Origin of the sequence: Amycolatopsis sp. WAC 01375, assembly GCF_003947325.1 — a bacterium.
In the GTDB taxonomy this organism is placed as follows: domain Bacteria; phylum Actinomycetota; class Actinomycetes; order Mycobacteriales; family Pseudonocardiaceae; genus Amycolatopsis.
Genome location: NZ_QHHW01000024.1, coordinates 361,674 through 384,455, shown reverse-complemented (window position 1 = coordinate 384,455; position 22,782 = coordinate 361,674). Strand labels below are relative to the sequence as shown.

Here is a 22,782-nt window from a genome sequence, read left to right as displayed (position 1 = left end):
CGTCGCTCCTCGGGTCGGCGGCGGAGCACCTCTGTGACGACGCTGAACCTAAGAGGACTTTCGGTCGAAGTCAACGAAAGTATGTACAGAACGGACGAAAGTTAGGCCGAACGGTCTCCTCGGGAGGCACACGCACTTGAAAGTGCCTTTTGTAAGCCCGTTCTCACTCACCCATGATGGGGTTACGCACTACTAGTGAGGTGAGGAAATTGCTCGAGCGGGCGGCACGATCCGACGGGTCGCGGGTCGTCATCGAGGTGTGGGCCGACCTGGGCTGCCCTTGGTGTTACGTCGGAAAGCACCGGCTCCGGGCCGCGATCTCGCGGCGTCCGGACCCGGAACGGTTCGAGATCCTGATGCGATCCTTCGACCTGGACCCGGACGCGCCGCAGGAGCCGGAGAAGAACGAGGAGAGCTTCATCCGGACCCACGGCGGCACCGCCGCCCACGTCTTCGAGGCGGAGCGCCGGATGCAAGCCATGGCTCGCGAGGAGGGGCTCGAATACTCTCTGGATCGCTTGAACACCAACACGTTCGGCTTGCACCGCGTGGTGCAGTACGCCAACGATCAAGGCCGCGGGTTCGAGTTCTTCTCCGACGTACAGGACGGCTTCTTCGCGGGCACCCTCGCTCCCTACGACCCGGACGCTCTGGCAGGCGTCGCGGAGTCGGCCGGGCTGGACGGGCGGCGAGTACGCGAGATCCTCACGGGCGACGAGTACGCCGACCGTGTGCGCGCCGACCGCCGCGAGGGTGTGGAGCTGGGCGCGACCGGTGTCCCGTTCGTCGTCTTCGGCCGCCGGGTGGCCGCTCCAGGCGCACAGAAGGCCGACGTCTATGCCCGGTTGCTGGAGCAGGTGGCCGGGCCCGTGCCGAGTGAGCGCGTGTCATGACCAAGTCGATTTGCCCGGCGTTACGAAGCGCCGGCCACGGCCTTCGCCCGGCCGACTCCGGTCAGCTCGCTGGCTGCCCGGTTGCCGGCGATCTCGCTGTGGTGGGTGGCGGCCCACTCGGCCATCGCCGTCACCGCGTCGATCAGCGACCGGCCTAGGTCCGTCAGGTCGTACTCCACCCGCGGCGGGACTTCGGCGTACGCGGTCCGGGTGATGAGGCCGTCGCGCTCGAGATGCTTGAGCGTCTGGGTCAGCATCCGCTGGGAGATCCCGGGGATGCTCGCCTGCAAGGCGGAGTAGCGCAGCGAGCCGGCGCGCAGGGTGCCGATGGTCAGCACCGTCCACTTGTCTCCGATGCGGTCGAGCACCTCGCGGATGAAGGCACTGTCCTCCGGCCATGCCCGGCACGGACCGACGATCTGCCGCGCTGACGCCATCTCGATCACCTCATCATCCGGATGCAACCGCACTACCAGTATGTAGTGCCCCCTGGGCGACCACGCACTCACACCATTCTGAAATGTCCATTCGATCCGAGGGAAATGATCACCTTGAACGCATACGACACCATCGTGGTCGGCGCGGGTCCGGTCGGGCTGTGGACGGCGGCGGAGCTGGCCCTGGGCGGCGGGCGACCGCTGGTCCTGGAGCGGGCCGAGCAGCGCAGCCCGCACTCGAAGGCGCTGGCCATCCACCCCCGCACCATCGAGGTACTGGCGATGCGCGGGCAGGAAGAGGCCTTCCTCGACGGCGGGCTGCCCGTGCCGGACGGGCATTTCGGCATGCTGCCCGCCCGCCTGGACTTCCGCGGGCTGGCCACGCCGTTCCCGTTCATGCTCGCGCACCCGCAGCTGCGCACCGAAGAACTGCTCGAACAGCACGCCATGGCACTCGGGGTGGTGATCCGGCGCGGGCACCGGGTGTCCGGGCTGAGCCAGGACGACCAGGGCGTGACGTTGCGGGTCAGCGGTCCGGACGGCGACTACGAGATCACCGCGGGCCACGTGGTCGGTGCGGACGGCGCGGGCAGCTCCGTGCGCCAGGCGGCGGGCATCGACTTCCCCGGCACCGACTCGACCGTCTTCGGCTTCCTCGGCGACGTCGAGCTGGCCGACCCGCCCGAGCGGCCGGGTTTCTGGCACAACGAACACGGCGCGCTGATCGTGGCCCCGATGCCCGACGGGCGCTGCCGCGTCACCGGGTACGCCCCGTCCGCGCCCACCCTGACCCTCGAATCCCTGCGGGAGACGACGAAACGGATCGCGGGCACGGACTTCGGCATGCACTCCCCGGTGTGGCTGTCCCGCTTCGGCAACGCCACCCGGCTCGCGGCGGAGTACCGCAAGGGCCGGGTGTTTCTGGCTGGCGACGCCGCGCACATGCATTTCCCGGCGGGCGGTGTCGGGCTGAACGTGGGCCTGCAGGACGCGATGAATCTTGGCTGGAAGCTCGCCGCGGTCCAGCAGGGCCGGGCGGCCCCGGCCCTGCTGGACACCTACCACCCGGAACGCCACCCCGTCGGTGCGGCCCTGGGCGAACACACCAAGGCCCAGACCGCCCTGATCACCGCCACCACCGAGGAAGGGCTGTCCTTGCGCCGGTTCATGGCGGATCTGCTGCGTACTCATCCCGACGTGGCGACCACGCTGGCCAACACGCTGACCGCGCTGGACGTGCGCTATCCGGGCACGCATCCCCTGGCAGGCAGGCGCCTCCCGGCCACCCGCGAGCAGCTGCACCTGCTGCGCGAGGGCCGCCCTGTGCTGCTGGCCCAGGAAGCCGGCCCGGCGTTGAAGGACCTGGCCACGAGCGCGGACCTCCGGCTTTACGAGTCCGAGCTGCCCTGGCCCACGGCCGCCGTGCTGATCCGCCCGGACGGGCACGTATGGGCCGCGGGGGACACTCCTGAGCAGTTGGCGGACGCTATGGCGGAGCTGCACCTGGCCTGACGAAAGCGGCGGAAGCCCCACGGCGAGCCTGCCCGGCTCGGATAGAGTTGCGGCCGGAGCGTGGGGAGGGCGAGTGACGACGGGATCGGGCGAGTCCCGGCTGCGGTCGGCCGTCCTCGCGCGGGCATGGGCGAGCATCCCCGGTGTGGAGGTCCTGTCGTCGGCCGACGGCGGTCCGCTGACCCGGACGATCAAGAAGATCATCGACCCGCTGGTGATCCGCACCGCGGCGCGCCCCCGGCTCGGCCGTCCTGTGCTGGACACGGTCACGGCGGCCGAGTTGACGGAAACGCTGCTGGCCGACGCGGACAGGCTGCGCGCGACGGCCGCGTGGTTCACCCACCTCAAGCGGCAGCGCCGCGCCCTGCGCATCACGGCGGGCAACGTCCAGGACGTGTGCTTCCCGCTGGCGTACGAATTGGCGACGGGGTTCGGGTCACCGGGGCCGGACGCGGGGGAGACGGCCGCGGCGGCGTTGCGGGACCTGCACGGTGAGGGCAGCGCGGTGGGCGTCGATCAGCTCACCGCGTACCTCGCGGATCCGCGGCACTCGGCCGGGCTGACCGCGGAACTTCGGCGCCGCTGGCACGCCGAAACCGCCGTACCGCAGGACATCGCCGCGCTCCGGGCGTTCGTCGACGGGCTTTCGGACTCCGCTTGGCGTGCTCTCACCGATTCGGCCGCCGGGCACGCTCTCGGGCTGATGCTGCGGCAGCCGGGCGGAGCCCGCGGCTTGAGCGAAGTCGTCCAAGGGATTTCAGGGCTGCGCGCACCGGATCTCGGTCTGCAGCGCGGGGATCGCACCGCCGTCCCGCCGCTGAGCCGGAGCGACGAAACCGGCACCGAACTCCTGGAGCGCAGTGTCGAACGGCGGGTACGCGCGACCCTGCGCCGTATTCCGCCGGACGAGCGGGCTTCCGTCGAAGACCTCGTCGACGACGAACTCACCAGGGTCGCCGCCGGATTCGGGCTCGGTCTTCCCGCGCTGGCCGCGTGTTTCGCGCTCGGTGTGGTCCTCGCGCCCGCGTTGCGGCCACTCGACGGCGCGGCTCCCGCCGGTGTTCCCGAATTCGCGCGGCAGCTCAACGCGCAAGTCGCCCGGGAGGGTTACGTCCTGCACGCTCGTCGAGCCCTGGCCGGTGCCACGCCGCTCACTCCGCGGCCCGACGCCGAACTCCTGCACGATCTTCGCGAGTTCGCCAAACACTTCCTCGGCAGGCTGTGGGTCCGGCTGCACGGTTTCGACGTCCGCGGTGACCTGCCCGCCGATGCCGCCGACGTACGCGACCTTGTTACCGGCGCGGTCCGTTCCACCTCGCTGGATCTGCGGACGAAGGTGCGGCGCGCGCTCATGGCGCGTCTGCCGGATCTGGAGGCCGTGTCGTGACGCATCCGGTGCACACACCCGTCATCGCGGCCGACGGAGCGCTCATCCGCTTCGCCCTGGCGGATCTCCTCGCCGGCCGGACCGCCACGATGCACATCGAACTCACCGACGCCGGGGCGGCCGAACTGTGGCTGACCCGGCTCGTCGGCGCGGAGGCCACTCTCGCCGCACTCGGCCGAGGCCAAGCGGAAGTCGCCGCCGTCCCGGAACTCGGCAGGCTCGCCTTGCTGCTGTGGCTCCGTCGCTGGTGGCCCGCCGGCCCGTCGCTCGGGATTCCTTCGCTGGACCCGGCGTTGCTGGATCTCGAAACGGCGGTCGCGACGGCCGACGTCGAGAGTCTGGCCGAAGGTCTTCTCGGCGGGTTCGAAGCTTCCCCGGCCGAACTGTTCGACGCGGCGATCGTGGACGGCGCCCTCCTGGCGGCGGCCCCGCCGGTCGCGGAGGAGGTCCGGGGACTGTGCGCCCGGCTCGCCGCCTGGTTCGACGACGAGGACGACGTCGTGCGCGCCGAGGCCGCGGCGGAAATGTCGGCGCGGCTGGAAACGGTGACGCCCGGCCAACGTGCGTACGCGCTGGCCGCGGGACTCGATCCGCTCGCACCCGGCGAAGGGGTGCTGGCGAGCGGACGCGCGAGCGTCGACTGGGCCCGGGTGCCGTCCGGGATCCTGGACGCCGGCGAGGACACGGTGACCTGGCGGATCGTCGCCGCCGCGGCCGCCACCAGGCTCGAAGTCGTCGTCGCGGGCGCGTTCGCCGACGCGGCCGTCACCGCGTTCGCGAGTCACACGGGCGAGCCGTTCGCGGAGGTGCCGCTGGAGCTGGGCGCCGGGCGGTTCTCCGGCACGGCGGATCTGGGCGAGAACGCGACCAGGCTCGCGGCTGTCGACAGTGGACAGATCGCCCTCGTCGTCGGCGTGGCGGACGAGGGCGTCGCCGGGACCACGGTGGAAGACCGGGCGGAGGTGGTCGCGCTCGTGCGGGCACGCCCGCCGGAGGCCAGGACGCTCGCCGAACGGGCGGCGGCCGCTTCCGCCGATGAGGAGTTCTGACGTGCTCGTCGGCATGCCACCGCCCCGGAATCCGCCGGACCGGCCGCTCCCGCCCGAACTGAGTCCGGCCACTTCGCACGGTTACAACTGTCGTTGTGTCGCGCGGCATTTCGGCCTCGATCCGGCACCGTACGGAGAACTGCCGGCGTGCTCGCTGTCCGAACGCCAGTATCGGAAGCTGCTCGTCGACGCGGCCAAACTCCAGGACAAGGCCAAACGGCTCGCCGTCACCCGGGACGTCGCCGGCGCGCACCGCACGTACGGGAAGATGCGGGAGATCGCGCAACGGCTGGACCGGACGGATCTGGACCTCGCCGCGGTCAGCGATCTGGCCACCGTCTGCTATTCCGCGGGCGACCTGCGCAACGCGAGACAATGCGCCGAGGCCGTGCTTCAAGCGTTCAGGGTGAGCACCGCCGCCATCGTCCACTTCGGACAGTACGCCGAGATCCGGATGATCGAAGGCTCCCGGGAGGTCGCCGAACGCGTGCTCATCTCCTTGAGCACGGAGGAAGGGGACGTCGTCAAGGCGCGTGAGCTGATCGCCGGGCAACGGCGCCGGGCGGCGCTGCGCAAGGAAGAGGGCCCGGAACAGTACCCGCCCGAGCTTCTCGACGTGCACGGCGCGGACGAGCTGGAACTGCGGATCTTCGACGTGCGCGTCCAGATCGCCGCCGGGGACATGGCGGGCGCGCGGGCCGCGATCGAGGAGATCCTGACGGCGTTGGACGCCATCGCGGAGATCGACGAGGTCCGCGAGCAAGTGGTGGCGCTGCAGGCGATGGCGCGCGCCGAACGTGCCCGCGTCCGCCAGGCGGGCGGCGAAGACGCCGACGCGCGCGCGGATCTGCTGCGGCTGAGCGCCCAGCACGAAGGCCGTCCCTTGGCCGCCAGGGCGAGCATCGAGCTGGCTGCCGATCGGGCCTTCGGCGGCGACCTCCCCGGAGCGGTCGCCGCGATCGTCGCCGCCCGTGACGAACTCGCGGACGCCGGCCTGAACGGCGATGTCGCGGAGGCGAGCCACGCGCTGGGCACCCTGCTGCTGTTGGCGGGTGACGCCGCGCAGGCCAGGGATCAGTTCGAGCACGCGGGAAAGATCTGGACGGCCAACGCCGACGTCCCGGGCCTGCGGCGGCTCGACGTGGCGCTGGCCCGTTGCGCCATGGCCGGAGGCGACTGGGCGACGGCGGGGGAGCACGTGACCCGCGCCCGGGAGTCGGCGCGGACGTCGGGGGACTGGTCGGACCGCCTGCACACGGATTTCGTGGCGGCCACGATCGGCTTCGCCCACGGCGAGGACCTGCGCTCGGTGCTGGATGTGCTGCTCCCGCTGGCCCTCGCGGCGGCGGAATACCGGTTCGAGTTCACCTCGCCGCAGGCACGCACGGCCTGGGCCCGTGACGTCGCCGGTCCGGCGACGGAAATGCTGATGGCGCTGCTGGCCAGGCTCCAGGAGCCTAGGTTGGCGGCCGAACTGATCGAGCGCACCTGCGCCGTCGGGGCGTACACGGGCGTCGAGGGCCGTTCGCTGGACCTCACCGGCGCGCTGCCCACCCTCGAAGTCGGCCCGATCGCCGAGGGACTTCCGTTGGCGGCACTGGGTTCCGTCACGTCGTCGCTTCCGCTGCGGCTCGCCCCGTCGCCCGCGCTGCGCTGGTCGCCGTCGTCGCCCATGGAGCTGGACCCGTGGCTCCGCCTCGCCGCCGAGCGATATCGACTTCCCCGTCCGGTCGCCGAAACCGTCGAGACCTGGCCTGCCGCGAAGCCCGGACGCGAGACTTTCCTGCTGCGCTACGCCGACGCCGGCCACACCTTCCTCACCTGGCGGACCACCGAGGACCTCGACACCGTCCACACCCATCCCATCGAATTCGCCCTGGTCGCGACCGCTCGCCAGTTCCTGGACGCCGCTTCCCCCACACCACGCGAAGGCGAGAGCGTGGCCGACGCCGTCCGTCGCTCGCTCGGTGAAGACGCGTTCGGCAGCTTCGAAGGCGAACAACGCCTTGCCCGCGTCCTCGCCCTCAATCTCCTGCCGGCAGACCTCGTCGAGCGGCTCCGGCGTGCCGCCGCCGGCGGAGCCCGCCCGCTCCTGCGGATCCAGCCTTCCCCGAGCCTCGCCGGTGTCCCGTGGGGACTGCTCGCCCTGCCCGACAGACGGGCCGATCACGTGCTCGAGATCGACGAGATCGGCGGCTGTTTCGACAGTGACGAGCGCGTTCTCGACGTCGCCGACGTCTCTCTGCTCGCCCCGGCCGCGATCCCACGCCGTCGGCCCGCCGCCGACGGCCCGCCCGTCTACCTGCTCGACCCGCGCATCCCCGGCCAGAGTGCGTTCGGCGAGCTGGGTTCCGTGCTCGGCAAGCAGGACGCGACGTCGCCGCTGATCCGCCATCTGGACGCGCGGCTCGCCGAAGGCCCGGTCCTGCCCGCCGCCGGACGCGGGCTCGATCTGGTCCGCCGCACCGACACCGATCGGCGTCTGCTCGCCGAACTCCTCTCGCGGCCCTGTTCGCGGCTGGTGTTCGTGGGACACGTCAGCCGGGTCCACGACGAGTACGGCGCGCAGACCGCGCTCCATCTGTCCTGTTCGGCCGATCTCCCCGGCACGGCCACCCCGATCGGAACACACCGGCCGTTCACCGCCGCCGACCTCGCACTGTCCGAATTGGACGGTATGCCCGCCAGGGTGGCGCTGATCGGCTGCGCCAGCGCGAGCGATTTCGGCCTGGCCGAACCGTTCGGTGTGCTGCTCGCCGCCGTCGCGGCCGGCGCGGGACTGGTCGCCGCCACGGTCTGGGCCTTGCCGACTTCGGCCGCCGTGCCCGGTTCGGACCCGATGTCCGAACTGGTCATCGCCGTCGACGCCGCGCTCGCCGGCGAGGATCCGGTCACCGAACTGTGCGCCTGGCAGCGGTCACGGCTCGCCCGCTGGCGCGAGAAGCCCGAACCGGCGGGCTCGCCGGTCTTCTGGGCGCCGCTGACCTGCCTCGACGCGACCGACGACGGGAAAACCTGGGTTCGGTAGCAGGCCGGTCCGCCGAAGCTGTGTCCAGCACGAACGACACGGCGAAAGGCGGCACCCGATGTTCAAGAAGATCCGCGACAAGATCAACGACGCGACGCAGCAGGGCATGGCGCGAGGCGAGCAGGACTTCCACCGTCACGCGGAACAGTTCCGGCAGGCCGCCGCCGCGCAGGGGCACGACATCACCCCGCAGCTGCCCACGCCGCAGCTGGCCGCGCAGGCGTTCCGGAACCTCAACGCCGACCCGGACATGGCGGCGTTCCTGGCGCTGCCGACGGACGAGCAGTTGCGCCAGCAGCAGGAACTGCAGGCCTACGGCACCGAACTGCGACGGCTCTACGACACCTGCGAGCCCGCCACCCTGGTGATCCGCGAACTGGAGCCGACCGGCCGGAAGATCGCCGGGCAGGCGCAGTACACCGCGACGCTCGAAGTCACCCGCGCCGACGGCGCCACCTATCGGACGGTGTCGCAGCTGATCGCGCCGCTGGCGACGATCCAGCAGTACGCGCCCGGCACCCGTCACGAGGCCCGCGTCGACCCCGCCGACCCGGCGAAGGTCGCCGTGTTCGGGCCGATCTCTTAGCGCTGGTAGGCGGAGCTGCGATAGGTCCAGAGAAGTGACCATATGCGTGAACCCGCCCGGCCGAAGGCCCCGCAATCGCGGTGGCAGGGCGCCTTGCTCGCTCGACATGACCTTTTTGCCATACCGCGCCCTGCCGACGTCGATCGCGGTCGCGGGTTCACTCACGAAAGTTAGGCGGCGGTGATGTTCGGGTCCTTCGAGTTCGGCCTGCCAGGAGACCCCCGGCAGGCCCGCCGCCCGGGTCCGCGCCTGTGGTTGCTCGGCGTGCCGACGACACTCGCGTGGGCGGCCGTCGGCTGGTCGGGCGCCCTCGGGCTGCTGGACGGCTTCCGGCTGATGTCGCTGAACCGTGTCGACGCGTGGGGGCCCGACGCGGGTCCGGCGGTCTCGCTCGTCCTGTTCTTCAGCGTCTCGATCACGGTGGCTTCGTCGCTCGGGTTCGCGATGCTGTGGGGCGGCGGGATGTCGTTGCGCGGGATGGGCGTCGGCTTCCGGGCGAGCAGCCTCGCCGCGTCCCTCGGCATCGCGCTGGGCAGCGGCGTCGCGATCCCGTCCTGGACGCCGCCCGAGTCGGTGGGGCAGCGGCTGCCGTCCGACCCCTGGACCGATGTGGACTGGATCGTCTACTACGAGCCGTATCTCGTACCGGCGGTGGCCGGGGTGAGCGCGCTGGTGATGATCATGGTGCTGGGGCGGGCTTTCGTCACCAGGGCCGAGGCGGACGACCGCGCGCAGGCGCTGGCCCGGACCGGCCGTCAGGTGATCGGCCACGTGCTCGGCGTCGAGTTCACGAACGTCTGGGTGATGGGGAATCCGCGGTTCAGCGTGCAGGTCCGGTTCCCCACGGACGGCGGCGAGCGGACCGTCATCACGACGATGATCACCTCGCCGATGCGGGCCCCTTCCCGAGGTTCGACGGTGAAGGTCACCTACGACCCGCTGAACCCCGACTCGGTCCAGGTGGATCCGGATCCGGCCGATCGGGCCGCCGGCGGAAACTTCGGTGCGTTCCTGCCTCCGCTGTTCTGATCGCCCTCTACACTCGCGCGGATGGACGAACAGACGGCAGAGGTGTCCACCGCGTCAGCGGTGCGCAAGGCGATGATCCGGCTGGTCCCGTTACTCGGGCTGCTCTATCTGCTCAACTATCTCGACCGGGTCAACGTCGGGTTCGCGGCGCTCACCATGAACGCCGACCTCGGCATCAGCTCGGCCGCCTACGGGCTCGGCGCGGGCCTGTTCTTCGTCGGGTATTTCTTCTTCGAGGTGCCCAGCAACGTCATCCTGCACAAGGTCGGCGCCCGGATCTGGATCGCGCGGATCATGGTCACCTGGGGCATCGTCGCCTCGGCCACCGCGTTCATCCAGGGCGAGGTCAGCTTCTACATCGTCCGCGTGCTGCTCGGGATCGCCGAGGCCGGGTTCTTCCCCGGCATCATCCTGTACCTGACCTATTGGTTCCCGCGTAAGCAGCGAGCCAAGATCGTCGCGCTGTTCTTCCTCGCGGTGCCGCTGTCGTCGGTCATCGGGAGCCCGGTTTCGTCTCTGCTCATCAAGCACGGCGACGGCGTCCTCGGCTTCGACGCCGGCTGGCGCTTCATGTTCTTCGCCGAAGGGGTGCCTTCGATCCTGCTCGGGGTGGCGGTGTTCTTCCTGCTGCCGAGCAAACCGAAGGACGCGAAGTGGCTCTCCCCGGGGGAGCGCACGGCGTTGCAGTCGGCCATCGACGCGGAAGACTCCCGCGAGGTCGGTAAGGAGGTGAGCACCCGATCGGCGCTGACCGATCCGCGCGTGCTCGCGCTGAGCGCCGTCTACTTCGGGATCATCTTCGGCCTCTACGTCCTCGCGTTCTTCCTGCCGCAGGTGATCAAGGGCTTCCAGCAACAGTTCCAGACCAACTACAGCATCGTGGAGATCGGGCTCATCACGGCGATCCCGTACGCGGTGGCCGCCGTGGCCATGGTGCTGTGGGCACGCCATTCGGACCGCACCGGCGAACGGGCGGGGCACGTCGCCATCGCCGCGTTCGTCGGCGCGGTCTCGATCGCCGTCGCGCTGTACCTGGGTTCACCACTGCTGGTGATGATCGCGGTGACCCTCTGTGCGATCGGCGTGTTCACCGCGATCCCGGTGTTCTGGCAGCTGCCCAACGCCTTCCTGACCGGAGTCGGTGCCGCCGCCGGGATCGGCTTGATCAACTCCTTCGGTAACTTGTCCGGCTTCGTCGGTCCCTACCTCACCGGCTGGTTGCAGGGGGTGACCGGAAGCTTCCGCGCCGGGATGTGGGCCGTCGCGTTCTTCATGGCGATGGCGGGGGCCATCGCGTTGACCTTCCGCAACAAGGAAAAGAACGCGATCAAGTGAGATGGTCGAAGTCGCCGTTCACCCACCGGATGTGGGTTTCGGCGCTTCGGCGAACCACAGCCTTGGCGTCACGATCGATGGTGTCGCCGCCGAGGGTGTAGAGCCGGTCGTAGGCGAAGTCGTCGAGCCGGTCGACGATGCGGCGGACCACGGCGCCCGAAAGCGGGATGTGCTTGGGGAAGTTGCGCTGGAACGACACCCAGTCCGGCGCGAGCCCGCCCGTGATCGTGTCCCCGGCCAGGATGCTGCCGTCCGGCGTCCTGGCCACGGCGCTGCCGCGCATATGCCCGCCCAGCCGCACGAGTTCGAGGCCCGGCAAGGGTTCCGCGTACTCGTCCCAGAACTCGAACGCCGGATCGGGGGCGGGCAGCCATTCGCGGTTGCGTTCGTTGACGAGCACCGGAACCCCGCCGAGCGCGCGGCTCCAGCCGAGCTGGGCGCCGAACATGTGCGGATGGCTGGTGGCGATCACGGAGACGTCGCCGAGGCCGCGCACGACGTCGAGCACCTCGGTGTCCAACCAGGACGGCGGATCCCAGAGCATGGTGCCTGCCGCGGTCACCGCGATGAACGACCAATGGCCGATCGCGAAGTTCGGTTCCCGTTTGATGCTGTGCAGGCCGCGGCCGTGATCGCGGTGCAAGGTCTTGTGCGGCGCGGAGATCAGTTCTTCGTGCGTCCACCAGCGTCCGGTGTGCGCGCCGAGGTCGCCTGCTTCCTCGATGCCGACCTCGCCGCGGTCGAGAACGCACCGGGGAGGTTCGGGAGTGGCGGGATGTTCGATACCGCACCTGTCGCAAATCCACATGATCGACAGCTTGCGACCTCCAGTGCGCTGGAGGTCAAGACCCGTCTTCCCCCGGCTCGTCGAGCCGGGGGAAGACGGGGGTTCAGCTGACGGTCGTCTTGCCGAGGACGGTGTCCTGGTCGGGCGGGTCGAGCGCGAGCTGGACGTCGAACTCGCCGAGGGAGCTGTCGGTGACGATATGCGAGGTCGCCGCGGCGTCCACGCTGCTGGTCGCCTCACCGGCTGGGGTGCCAGCGGGGATGGTGAAGTCGACCTTGCCCTCCGCGGTGAACTTCAGCGGTCCTTCGGCGGGCACCTCGGTGTCGGGGATCGGCAGTTCGATGGGGATCGCGATCTTCTGCTCGCCGAGCGCGATGTTCACCTTCGAGCTGATCGTGCCGGAGAGCTTCTTGGCACCGACGAGCCGGAGCCCGTCGCCCGCGGCCTGGCCGGCGTCGACGTCGAGGGTGAACGGCACCGAAACCGGCTCTCCGGCCTTCGCCGCCGCCGGGATTTCCGCCTTCACGACCACCGCCACCTTCTGGTCGCCGATGATGGGGAAGCCGCCCTTGTACGTGAGATTCTTTTCGACGGCGGCAGCGGTTCCCGCCGCGGCGAACATGACCGTACCGGCGACCGCGGCCGCGATCCCGGCCGCGCAGAACCGCCGAACACCCTTCCGTACGAGGGTTTCCGTCATGTCAGGTCCTTTCGTCGTTGAATGGGATCGACGCCGAATCTAGGTGGAAAGTCACCAACGAGGAAAGGAAAAGATCTCTCGCGTTTTCTTTACGTGTCGATCTTGTCACGCCTATGTGGAATAGCGTGTTCGTGAGTTGTCATGCGAAGGCGGAAAGGGGAAATGCGCGCCGCATTCTTGTCATCCCGGTGACAGGTGCTCCGGACCTACCGTGCGCGGACTAAGGTCTTGATCGTGACCGAACGACCCGAGCCGTGGCATCGCCGGACCCGCAGGTTCCTGCGCGCGACGGACCAGCGCGGCGAACTGGTGCGCGGGGCGCGGTTCCTCCGCAGGCTCGTCCCGGGGGACGGCACGCCCGGCGACCCGCTGGCGCCGTCGACGGGCCGTTCGTCCGACCGGCTGGCCCGCCTGCTCGCCGAGGCGGGCGCGGACCGGCCCAGCGCCACCCGTGAGCTGGGACTTGCCGCCGTGCAGGCCTGGCAGGCCGTCCGCCGGACCGGGGCGCCGCCGATGTCGGCGGACGGGATCACGGTGCTGTTCACCGACCTGGTCGGCTTCTCGACCTGGGCGTTGCAGGCGGGTGACGAGCGCGTGCTGGAGTTGCTGCGTTCGGTCGCCGAGGTGACCGAATCGGTCGTCACCGGGCACCGCGGCAGCGTCGTGAAAGGGCTCGGCGACGGCGTGATGGCCGTGTTCGCCGACCCGGGCGAGGCGGTGAAAGCCGCGTACGAGACGTGCTCCGCCGTCAGCGTGATCAAGGCCGAGGGCTATCTGCCCCATCTGCGCGCGGGGCTTCATCGCGGCAACCCGAGCCGCGTCGGCAACGACTACCTCGGCGTCGACGTGAACATCGCCGCCCGCATCATGGCCGCCGCCGACGGCGACGAGGTGCTGGCAAGCGGAAGTGTCGTCGACGAGCTGGACCCCGGCGCGGTGATCGTGCGCCCGCGCCGGAGTTTCCGCGCCAAGGGGACTCCGAAGGACCTCCGTGTCTACCGCGTCGTGCCTCGCTACTCCTCGTAAGTGGCAAGAGGAGAAAGGCTCAGGTGCACCAGCGGTCACAGCGGCCAAGTACATGAAGGACCCCTTCACTGCGACAGGCGCAAGGAAGGGGTCCTTCATGTACTCGGCAAGGCAAGGACGCCAGTGTCGAGCCGCAAGCCCTAGCCGGGCATCTCCGAGGGCTGCGAGTCCAGCCCCGCCCGGGGCTTCGACCAGCCGCCGCGGGTGAAGTCCGGCACCGCGACCGGTTTCCCGCCGTGGGCGAGTGAAACCACGCTCAACGGCACGGGGGAGCACCAGGCAGCCGAGTCGTAGACGTCGATGTCCGGCACCATCCCGGCGCGCATCTGCTGCACGATCCGCCACTGCAGCACGTAGTCCATGCCGCCGTGCCCGCCGAGGTTCGGGTCGTCCTTGAGCTTCTTCCACAGCCAGTGGTCGTGGCGCTCGCGGTACGGCCCGAAGTCCTTCCACGCGTGCCCGCTGTGATCGGGCTCCAGGTAGATGCGGGCGGGGTAGTCCTCCACGATGCCGCGGCTGCCGGCGAGACTGTTGATGCGGCTGTACGGCCGCGGCGAGCTGACGTCGTGCTCGGCGCGGATGATCCGCCCCTGCTCGGTCTCGATCAGGCAGGTCACCAGGTCGCCGTTGACGTAGGTCTCTTCCCACGACGGATGGCCCGGCGGCATGTGGCGTTTCCGGTAGTCGGCGAGCCCCTTCGGCTCGGTCGCCGTGGCGCGCAAGGTGGCGAACCGGTCGCCGCGGTTGACGTCCATGCAGGCGGCGATCGGCGCGAGGCCGTGCATCGGATAGAAGCTCGCGGTGCTGCGGGTATGCCATTTCCGGCGCCACGCGTCGGTGTAATACGTGTCGGAGAACAGCAGTGCGCGCAGGTCGTGCAGATAGCCGCCGTGCCCGTTGGTGACCTCGCCGAAGACGCCCTCGTGCGCCATCTTGAGGATGGCCAGCTCGTTGCGGCCGTAGCTGCAGTTCTCCGCCAGGAACAGGTGTTTGCGGGTCTGTTCGCTGGTGTTGACGAGGTCCCACAGCTGGTCGAGCTCGGTGGCGATGGGCAGTTCGACGCCGACGTGCTTGCCGGCCAGCAGCGCGGCCTTGCCCTGCGGGTAGTGGAACTCCCACGGGGTGGCGATGTAGACGAGGTCGATGTCGTCGCGGGCGAGCATTTTCTTGTAGGCGTCAGCGGACCCGCCGTACTCGGCCGGGCGTGGACGCCCGTCGGCGGCGAGCTTGTCCGCGGCGGCCTTCGCGCGCTCGGCGCGGATGTCGCAGACCGCGGTGACCGCGGCGCCCGGTACGGCGCTCCACCCGCCGATCATGGACATGCCACGATTGCCGAGACCGATCATCCCGATCCGGACGGTTTGGTGCCGCTCGAACGGCACCCCGATCATGCTGCGCTGACCAGGACGGCGAGGCGCGCTTTCCGCCTCTTCGGCTGCGGTCGCACTCGTCGGGATCGCGGCGAGCGCCCCGGCGGCGAGCGCGCCGCCGAACAGTGTCCGCCGGGAGACAGAGGGCAGGTCGGCCATGAAGAACACTCCTTCGTGTCGCCTTCGGTGCCCAGACCTTGTCCAATCGCCGCCGGATATGTCAAGAGATGCATCAAAGTGAGCAGAAAACTGCACTAATGCGCAGTTTGACTGCTTGTTTGCGGGCGCTTCGCGCAACCCGGGTGCGCGCACACCCGGGTCACGCTCGCGCTCAACGGCGGATCAGCACCTGATCGATCGACTTGCGCACCAGGTTCGGCACCACGCAGTCGTCCGCCGGATAGCCGACCGGGATGACGGCGAACGCCTTCTCGTTCTGAGGCCGCTCGAGCAGCTCGCCGAGGAACCGCATCGGCGACGGCGTATGCGTCAACGCGGCCAGCCCGGACAGATGCAACGCCGTGATCAGCATGCCGACCGCGATGCCCACCGACTCGTCGACGTAGTAGTGCTTGTGCTTGGTGCCGTCCTCGTCGAGGAAGTAGCGCTGCTGGAAGACCACGATGAGGTACGGGGCGTCGGTGAGGTGGGTCTTCACGGCGTCGGTGCCCAGCGGACGCAAGGCGGACAGCCATTCGTCGCCGAGCCTGCCCTCGTACGAAACGCGCTCCTCTTCTTCGGCCGCCTCCCGAATCCGCTGTTTGGTCGCGGCGTCCTTGATGAGCACGAAGGTCCACGGTTGCTGATGCGCGCCACTGGGTGCGGTGGAGGCCACCGCGATGGCGTCCACCACCGCTTGCTCGGGTACCGGGTCGGTCGAGAACATCCGCACGGTGCGGCGGGTGTCCATGCGGCGGCGCAGATCGGCGGCGGTGGCCAGCGATTCTTCCGCGGACATGCGCGCCGGACGGTAGGGCACCGGCTCGAAGGGGTCGCCGTAGGTCGGGGTCCACTGTGCTGCGGTCATGGTCTCGATTGTGGTGGCGGACCTGGTTTTCGGGAAGCCCCGGAGCCAGGTTATGTCCCTGGGGTTATGCCGCCATCCGTCTCAAGTGGACGGACGCCGGTCGTCGTAACCGGCGGGCCGTTCCAGTACCTAGACGGCCACTTAGCGGTGGCCGCGGCGTAGGAATAGGTATCTACTGCACGACTTTCGTCGGTGTCAGGTTTCTCTTGCCGCGCCCCAGAATCAGCACACCCGTCCCCATCGCGCGGCCGAACCCGGGTCGCAGAAATGAGTCGGAACCATGCGACTGCGCTCCTTCGCCCTGATCGCCGGCACCGCCTTCGCGGCGCTGCTCGGCGTCACCGCCCCCGTGGCGTCCGCCGCGGAACCGTCCTCCGATGTCCAGCCGATGATCATCGGCGGCCAGAACGCGTCGAGCGGCCCCTGGGCGGCCAGGCTCTTCGCCAACGGCAGGCAGACCTGTACCTCGACGATCATCGCGCCGCAGTACATCCTGACCGCGAAGCACTGCGTCGCCAGCAGTGGCACGTTCACCTTCCGGATCGGCAGCCTCGACCAGCAGAGCGGCGGCACCATGGCCACCGGCTCCACGGTCACCCGCCACGCGAGCGCGGACCTCGCGATCGTGCGCCTCACCGCCCCGGTGAACGCCACGTACTCGCCGCTGGGCACCACCGCCAACGTCTCCGTCGGGCAGACCGTCCAGGTCTACGGCTGGGGCGCGACCAGCCAGTGCGGCTCGGAGATCAACTGCCAGTCGCGCTACCTGAAGGTCGCCAACGTCTCGGTCACGTCGGTCTCCTGCCGTGACTACAACGGCGGCATCGCGGTGTGCGCGCGGCGCGGCGACGGCATCACCGCCGGCGGCGACTCGGGCGGCCCGATGTTCGCCTCCGGCCGTCAGGTCGGCGTCGCGTCGACGAGTGACCGGCAGACCACGACCGCGTACACGAACATCACGCGGTACCGGCCCTGGATTCAGCAGATCGCCGGCGTCTGACGTCTGGATGTGGCAGGGCCCTCCCCGGCGGTTGCCGGGGAGGGCCCTGTGCTTGTTCTAGTCGGGACGGCCGACCTGGGTGTTCGACAGGTCGAGACCGATCGCGAAGTCCGCCGTGTAGCCGCTTCCGGCCTGCTGTGGACGCAGCAGCATCTGGGCTCCGCCGCTGCGGTAGATCGAGTCCCGGCTGTTGGTCGTATCGGCCGGGCCTTTGCGCCGGTACGGCTCGGTCCGCAGATAGGCCGCGCCGAACTCGGGTGTGAAGTAAAGCTGCGAGGTGAACTCGTACGGACGGCCGTTGGTTCCGACGGTGCGTATTTTGATGTGGATATGCAGCGTGCGTCCCGTATACCAGCCCGGAAGAATGGTCGTGAACCTGGCCGCTCCCGCTTGGTCGGTGTTCTGGTAGCCGCGCAGGAAACGGCGGCCGCGACTTCCCTGGGACGGAATGTCGGAGTACAGCCCGAACGCGTCGCACTGCCAGAGGTCGACCATGGCGCCCGGTAGTGGGGTGCACACCTGCTGGCGAATTTGCTGAACGGTGAAATTGATTGCCAGCGCGGTGCCGGCGACCAGATGTCCGGTGGATGGCTCACTGCGGATATCGGATCGGTTGAGCCGTTCGTCGACGAAGTACGGACCTTCCATTTGCTCTGGCTTGACCACGCAGTCCAGCGTGCAGACCTCGGGTGTGCCTGCGCTGGAGGTGGTGGCACTCGCGGTGGCGGATCCGGCGACAGTGAGTGTCGCGCCGGCGGCGCCGAGGAGAATCAGCGCCTGCCGCCTGCCGAGTACCCGGCCTACGGGCTCATCATCGTCATGCATGGGTTTCCTTTTCGCCGAATGAGGGGAGCAAGGGAACTGAGCGCGACAAGGGTTTGCCGCAATGTGTCGCGCGCATTCGATTGTCCGTCATCACTCGTCCGCTGTCGAGAAAGTTCACTCTCGCGCATCATACTTCGAAGTGGGCGGCATTCTTTTATGGGCCAAGCTCTCGAACCGCTGCTGCGGCATTCGCGGCGGACTGGGGTTCGGGCGCCTGTGTGGATGCCCTACGCGCCCGATGGTTGGCCACGTTGACGCGATTTCCGCATAATCCCGGCATGCAATAGCGACGTCGTCCGGGTCGCGTCGTATCGATGAACGCACCTCGGCATGTAGGTGCGGCACAGGCGCGGAACCGTTCCACGCCGAGAGACTGGACGACGCCGAGTATTCCGACGCCACAGATCAGTGAAAGCGCGTCGACGACGGTCGCGTCCGGCCGGAGTGAGACGGCCCATCGAGCGCGGTCGCGCGAGGTGTCGAGGGTGACGCCACCGATCGAAGCGGTGAGCGCGGTGGCGGCAGTGATGAGGCACGCCTGGTCCGGGTGGTCGATCAGGTCCCGCGCTGTGACGCGTAGCCGGTGAACGGCACGCAGATCACTGCGTCGGGTGGGCTCAGGTAGTGAGTGAAGTTCGGCGAAGGCAGCGAGAGATGCCAGGTCGGGCAGCTTGTCCTCGCCGTGCCAGACCTCCGCGGCGGTGTTGACCAGGTCGGTAGTGACGCCCGCCGCCCAGACGTAATCGTCTAATGCTACTTGCATCCCTTACCGACCTCTCGTACGTTCACGGTTAACTGCTACTTTAACCCTTACCAGGAGGTTGTCCGTGGAGATCGACGCCTTGGTGTTCGACATACTCGGTACGCTCGTCGACGAGCCCGCCGGGATTCGCGCGGCCATCCGGCAAGCCGTGCCGGATGCCGACGCGGACGAGCTGGTCGAGCTGTGGCAGGGCCACGTCGAGACCGAGCAGCGGCGCATCGTCGAGGGGGAGCGGCCGTACGCCCCAAGTGACGTTCTCGACCGCGAAGCAGCTCAGTTGGTCACCAAGACAGACGTGGTGCCGAAGCTTTCGCCGTGGCCCGACTCCGTCGAAGGGCTGGCCAGGCTCGCCGAGAGCCACCGGATGATCGGGCTCTCCAACGCCGGCCGGACGAGCCTGCTGCGGATCAATGCCCACGCCGGCCTCCGCTGGCACGTAGCGCTGTCCGCCGAGGACGCCCAGACCTACAAACCGGACCCGGCCGTCTACGAACTGGCCGTCGAGGCCTCAGGTGCACCGCCGGAGCGGCTGCTGATGGTCGCCACCCACGCGTGGGACCTGAGGGGAGCGCAGAGCGTCGGTCTCCGGACGGCTTACGTCGCGAGGCCTGTCGGGGACCCGCCTTCGGTGGCGGATCGCTTCGACTTCCATGCCGACGACCTCGCCGATCTGGCCGGTCAGCTCGCAAAACATCGAACCTGATCAAAACTGTCGGTGCCTCCCGCTAGGTTCATCCCAGTCCCCACCGAGGCACCCCGCAAGGAGAAGATGCGTTGTCAGACTGGGAAAGAGCGAGCACGGCCCGGGTGTTGCCACCTGCCCGCCCGCGCAAGCTCGCGAAGGTCCCGTTCGTCGAACTGGCCGACGGACGGGTGCAGGGCGTGGTGTCCAGCGGATCGGACATCGGGCGCGTGTACGTCTCGTCGGTCGCGGCGAGCACGTACGAGTTCGCCTGTAGTACCAACAACAATCGGCCTTGCGGCGGGGCGCGGGGCATGTTCTGCAACCACATCCTCGCCCTGATCAACGAATCCACTCTTCAGTACGGCGCCGAGCGGGTCGCGCGGTACTTGCGCGTCGAAGTTCCGGAGCCGACCGCGCAGGCCATTTCGCAGACCATGAGCGCGACGCGGCCGTCGCAGGGCGACAACACCGCCGCCGCGTCCGTGTTCAGCCAGTTCTTGCGGCACTTGGCCTATCTGGAATTCGAAGCGTCGACGGCGCCGCTGCCGGAACTGCACTGGTTCCCGCCGACCAGGGCGGTGGTGTGATGCGCACCGATCTGCTCACCGACCCCATCGACGGTCTCGACGAGGCGCTGGCGGTCGTCGACGCCTTCGATGACGTACTCGTCGCCGGATTACTTCGTCCACAGAAGATCGCCGGGTTGACCGAGCTGGCAGAGGCCGTCGCGGGGTCGCCGTTGGCGTCGAGAGTCGCCGAGGCGGCCGAGAAGACGGCAGCCGGTGCCGCGGGGGAGGAACACTTCGTTTCCCTTGCGGCGGCGAGGATCGCCGTGTTCGGTTCCGTGCACGACGCCGTCCTCGCACGCCTTGCCGAGGCGACCGGCCGGCGGTCGGAAGAGGAGTCCATCCGGCAAGTGTCCGAGACGGACATGCCGAATCTGCCGGCCGCGGCCCGTTCCTGGCTGGCCGATCTGGCCCGCGCCGGCTGGCAGGGTATCGACCACGATTTGATCTCGGCTTCGTCGCAGGTGATCTCCGCTCTGCTCGCGGAACCGGGCCTGCGTCGGCTGGCTGTCCTGCTCGACGGCTTTGCCGCGGAGCTCGCCGCGTCCTGTCCTGGTGCGGCGTTGGAACGTGTTCCGGTTCGACGCTGGGGTGACCTGTGGTCGCGCGGGATACTGCTGACCTTGCCCGCGGCCACGCCCGCGATCGGCACGGTCACCGGCCGCCTGCTGCCGCTCGGGGTCGAGCTGCTGGAACACTCGACGGCCGCCCAAGCCCAGGTCCACGCCGTGTTCGAGCCCGAGGACGGCAGCACGCCGCGTCTCGTGCGTGCCAGCGTGACGGTGCCGAAGCCGGATACGATCATCGGCGCCGGGATCTGGCAGTTGCTGCGCCCGCATCTTTCCCTGCTCACGGCGATCAGCGAGGGCCGCTCGATGGACCTCGCCGAGATGCCGGTCACGGCCGAGGGCGACCTGCTCTGGCAGGACCGACATGCCCGCCTCGGTGAGCTTGCGGACGCTTTCTCCACCGCGCGTGTCGCGCTGCCGAAGGCTGTCACGCCGGCGGTCGCACCACTGGATCGGCATCCGGTGCGGATCGCCGTCCCCGTCTTCCTCGAGGGTTACGGCATCGAGGGCGACGAAGACGCGCTCACGTTCACGTTCGCGGGGAACCACCTCGCCGTCGAGACCGACCGCATCCCGGCGGCCGGTCCGCTGACGCCGAAAGCGGTCGCGAGTTCCAGCGCGTGCATCGGCCTGATCCGGTGGGACGGCGGTTTCCGGCTCCAACCGCTCGCGGTGGAGACGACGGTGCGCAAGAAGACCACCGCCGTGCACGCCGGAGCCTGGGCCGGGGGCACCACGGACAAGGCCGGGGTGAAGGCCGAGAAGGCGGCCACCGACGCCGCGGCCGTGCTGCGCGAACGCGCCGGAAGGCTGTTGCGGAAATGACCGAATCCGAGGACAACCGCCGCCAGGTTCTGTACTGGCGGCTGCTCGCCCGGCTTTTCGACACCGAGGAGCAGGCCGCGCTCGAAGCGGCGAGTGTGGCCGTGGTCGAGGACATCGGCCTGCCGTCCGCTCTGCTCGATCCGAACGTCGCGGTCGACTCGGTCGTCCAGCGTCATCCGGAACTGGCCACCGAGTTCGACGGGCTGATGGTCCCCGAAGCCGAAGACAGCCGGGACAAGGCCGCGGAGGTGCGGCGCGCGGCGCTGGTGTCGAAGGTGCTGCTCAACGTCTTCGCCGCCGCGCCCTCCACTGTGACGGCCGGGCAGCTGTCCAGCTGGCAGGCCGACGCGGGCTGGTTCGAGCGTGCACTGGGGTGCCGTCCGGGCGAACTCCGCGGCGGTCGTCCCGGTGGCGCCCCGACCGGGCTGGGTGGTACCGGCGGGGGCCCGGCTCCCGATCTGAGCACGCTGCTCCCGTCGATCGGCCCGGAACTCGGTGCCATCGAGGCCGACCTCGTCAAGCGGATGCATCTGCGCGAGGTCCTCGCCGATCCCGCGCTCGCGGCGAAGCTGAGCCCGAGCATGTCACTCATCGAACAGCTGTTGCGGGACAAGGACAATCTGTCCGGAGTGGCGCTGGCCAACGCCAAGTCGCTCATCCGCCGCTACGTCGACGAGATCGCGGAGGTCTTGCGGACCCAGGTCGAGAAGGCCTCGACGGGCAAGGTCGACCGGTCGGTCCCGCCGAAGCGCGTGTTCCGCAACCTCGACCTCGATCGCACCATCTGGAAGAACCTCACCAACTGGAGCCCCGACGAGGAACGGCTCTACGTCGATCGCCTCTACTACAAGCAGACCGCGAAGAAGACGACCCCGCAACGGCTCATCGCGGTCGTCGACCAGTCCGGCTCGATGGTGGACTCGATGGTCAACTGCGCCGTACTGGCCTCGATCTTCGCCGGACTGCCCAAAGTGGACGTTCACCTGATCGCCTACGACACCCAGGCCCTCGACCTCACGCCGTGGGTGCACGATCCGTTCGAAACCCTGCTGCGGACCAATCTCGGTGGCGGCAACGACGGCATGGTCGCGATGGCGCTGACCCAGCCGAAGATCGCCGAGCCCGCCAACACCGTGGTGGTGTGGATCTCCGACTTCTACGAGACCCGCGTCGAGCAGCTCTTCGAAAGCATGGCCGCGATCCACCGGTCCGGGGCGAAGTTCATCCCGGTCGGTTCGGTCACCAGCGCCGGCCGGGGCAGCGTCAACCCCTGGTTCCGCGAGCGCTTCAAGGATCTCGGCACGCCGGTGATCTCCGGCCACATCACCAAGCTCGTCCACGAACTCAAGACCTTCCTCACCTCCTGAACTTCCCCGAAAGGCA

21 protein-coding genes are annotated in these 22,782 nt (G+C 69.1%); 14 read left to right on the top strand and 7 right to left on the bottom strand.

What is annotated here, in order from left to right; translation table 11 throughout:
- The first annotated feature begins 200 nt into the window (after positions 1 to 200).
- Positions 201 to 893, top strand: a complete 693-nt coding sequence (locus tag DL991_RS13815) for a DsbA family protein (protein ID WP_233598839.1) — start codon at positions 201 to 203, stop codon at positions 891 to 893.
- A 20-nt stretch (positions 894 to 913) separates the two neighbouring features.
- Here the strand turns inward: DL991_RS13815 and DL991_RS13810 are convergent, their stop codons facing one another.
- On the bottom strand, positions 914 to 1,330 hold the full coding sequence (locus DL991_RS13810; RefSeq protein ID WP_125784626.1) for a helix-turn-helix domain-containing protein: 417 nt from the start codon (positions 1,328 to 1,330) through the stop codon (positions 914 to 916).
- A gap of 105 nt (positions 1,331 to 1,435) precedes the next feature.
- Here DL991_RS13810 and DL991_RS13805 point away from each other — a divergent pair, with 105 nt between their 5' ends.
- The 7 genes from DL991_RS13805 to DL991_RS13775 all read left to right on the top strand — a co-directional run bounded on the left by DL991_RS13805 (position 1,436) and on the right by DL991_RS13775 (position 11,256).
- Positions 1,436 to 2,842, top strand: coding sequence for an FAD-dependent monooxygenase (locus DL991_RS13805; RefSeq protein WP_125784624.1), 1,407 nt, complete (start codon positions 1,436 to 1,438; stop codon positions 2,840 to 2,842).
- Between the two features lie 73 nt (positions 2,843 to 2,915).
- Positions 2,916 to 4,229, top strand: coding sequence for a hypothetical protein (locus DL991_RS13800; protein ID WP_125784622.1), 1,314 nt, complete (start codon positions 2,916 to 2,918; stop codon positions 4,227 to 4,229).
- On the top strand, positions 4,226 to 5,278 hold the full coding sequence (locus DL991_RS13795; protein WP_125784620.1) for a hypothetical protein: 1,053 nt from the start codon (positions 4,226 to 4,228) through the stop codon (positions 5,276 to 5,278). Before DL991_RS13800 ends, DL991_RS13795 begins: the two co-directional genes overlap by 4 nt.
- Complete coding sequence (locus DL991_RS13790) at positions 5,265 to 8,306, top strand: hypothetical protein (RefSeq protein WP_233598837.1); 3,042 nt, start codon at positions 5,265 to 5,267, stop codon at positions 8,304 to 8,306. The genes DL991_RS13795 and DL991_RS13790 overlap by 14 nt, the downstream gene beginning before the upstream one ends.
- A 58-nt stretch (positions 8,307 to 8,364) precedes the next feature.
- Entirely contained in the window at positions 8,365 to 8,892 is a 528-nt protein-coding gene (locus tag DL991_RS13785) for a hypothetical protein (protein ID WP_125784618.1), read from the top strand.
- A gap of 183 nt (positions 8,893 to 9,075) precedes the next feature.
- Positions 9,076 to 9,921 (top strand): DUF3592 domain-containing protein, encoded by an 846-nt coding sequence (locus DL991_RS13780; protein ID WP_125784616.1) that lies wholly within the window; start codon positions 9,076 to 9,078, stop codon positions 9,919 to 9,921.
- A 21-nt stretch (positions 9,922 to 9,942) separates the two neighbouring features.
- Complete coding sequence (locus tag DL991_RS13775; protein WP_125784614.1) at positions 9,943 to 11,256, top strand: MFS transporter; 1,314 nt, start codon at positions 9,943 to 9,945, stop codon at positions 11,254 to 11,256.
- Here the strand turns inward: DL991_RS13775 and DL991_RS13770 are convergent.
- Together DL991_RS13770 and DL991_RS13765 are read right to left on the bottom strand one after the other, a co-directional pair.
- Complete coding sequence (locus DL991_RS13770) at positions 11,249 to 12,064, bottom strand: hydrolase (RefSeq protein ID WP_233598835.1); 816 nt, start codon at positions 12,062 to 12,064, stop codon at positions 11,249 to 11,251. The genes DL991_RS13775 and DL991_RS13770 overlap by 8 nt on opposite strands.
- A gap of 82 nt (positions 12,065 to 12,146) precedes the next feature.
- The gene (locus tag DL991_RS13765; protein ID WP_125784612.1) at positions 12,147 to 12,743 is read right to left on the bottom strand and encodes a DUF6801 domain-containing protein; all 597 of its coding nucleotides are present in this window, start codon (positions 12,741 to 12,743) and stop codon (positions 12,147 to 12,149) included.
- A gap of 228 nt (positions 12,744 to 12,971) precedes the next feature.
- On the opposite strand from DL991_RS13765, the gene DL991_RS13760 reads away from it, so the two are divergent.
- Entirely contained in the window at positions 12,972 to 13,769 is a 798-nt protein-coding gene (locus DL991_RS13760) for an adenylate/guanylate cyclase domain-containing protein (protein WP_125784610.1), read from the top strand.
- Positions 13,770 to 13,909: 140 nt separating this feature from the next.
- On the opposite strand, the gene DL991_RS13755 is transcribed toward DL991_RS13760, so the two are convergent.
- Positions 13,910 to 15,298 carry a Gfo/Idh/MocA family protein gene (locus DL991_RS13755; RefSeq protein WP_125784608.1) on the bottom strand — a complete coding sequence of 463 codons (1,389 nt, stop codon included), beginning with the start codon at positions 15,296 to 15,298 and terminating at the stop codon, positions 13,910 to 13,912.
- Positions 15,299 to 15,470: 172 nt separating this feature from the next.
- The gene (locus DL991_RS13750; RefSeq protein ID WP_125784606.1) at positions 15,471 to 16,166 is read right to left on the bottom strand and encodes a nitroreductase family protein; all 696 of its coding nucleotides are present in this window, start codon (positions 16,164 to 16,166) and stop codon (positions 15,471 to 15,473) included.
- Positions 16,167 to 16,446: 280 nt separating this feature from the next.
- Here DL991_RS13750 and DL991_RS13745 point away from each other — a divergent pair, with 280 nt between their 5' ends.
- Positions 16,447 to 17,166: a trypsin-like serine protease gene (locus DL991_RS13745; protein ID WP_125784604.1), complete on the top strand. Its 720-nt coding sequence runs from the start codon at positions 16,447 to 16,449 to the stop codon at positions 17,164 to 17,166.
- Positions 17,167 to 17,223: 57 nt separating this feature from the next.
- Here the strand turns inward: DL991_RS13745 and DL991_RS13740 are convergent, their stop codons facing one another.
- Positions 17,224 to 17,991, bottom strand: a complete 768-nt coding sequence (locus DL991_RS13740; protein WP_125784602.1) for a twin-arginine translocation pathway signal protein — start codon at positions 17,989 to 17,991, stop codon at positions 17,224 to 17,226.
- Positions 17,992 to 18,145: 154 nt separating this feature from the next.
- Positions 18,146 to 18,754 (bottom strand): CGNR zinc finger domain-containing protein, encoded by a 609-nt coding sequence (locus tag DL991_RS13735; protein WP_125784600.1) that lies wholly within the window; start codon positions 18,752 to 18,754, stop codon positions 18,146 to 18,148.
- Between the two features lie 64 nt (positions 18,755 to 18,818).
- Between DL991_RS13735 and DL991_RS13730 the strand changes: the two genes are divergently transcribed.
- From DL991_RS13730 to DL991_RS13715, 4 genes are all read left to right on the top strand, one after another.
- The gene (locus tag DL991_RS13730; protein WP_125784598.1) at positions 18,819 to 19,457 is read left to right on the top strand and encodes a haloacid dehalogenase type II; all 639 of its coding nucleotides are present in this window, start codon (positions 18,819 to 18,821) and stop codon (positions 19,455 to 19,457) included.
- A 71-nt stretch (positions 19,458 to 19,528) separates the two neighbouring features.
- A complete protein-coding gene (locus DL991_RS13725; RefSeq protein WP_233598833.1) occupies positions 19,529 to 20,026 on the top strand; it encodes a hypothetical protein in 498 nt (165 codons plus the stop codon).
- Positions 20,026 to 21,399, top strand: coding sequence for a hypothetical protein (locus tag DL991_RS13720; protein WP_233598832.1), 1,374 nt, complete (start codon positions 20,026 to 20,028; stop codon positions 21,397 to 21,399). Before DL991_RS13725 ends, DL991_RS13720 begins: the two co-directional genes overlap by 1 nt.
- Positions 21,396 to 22,766, top strand: a complete 1,371-nt coding sequence (locus DL991_RS13715; protein ID WP_125784596.1) for a VWA domain-containing protein — start codon at positions 21,396 to 21,398, stop codon at positions 22,764 to 22,766. The genes DL991_RS13720 and DL991_RS13715 overlap by 4 nt, the downstream gene beginning before the upstream one ends.
- Positions 22,767 to 22,782: the final 16 nt, after the last annotated feature.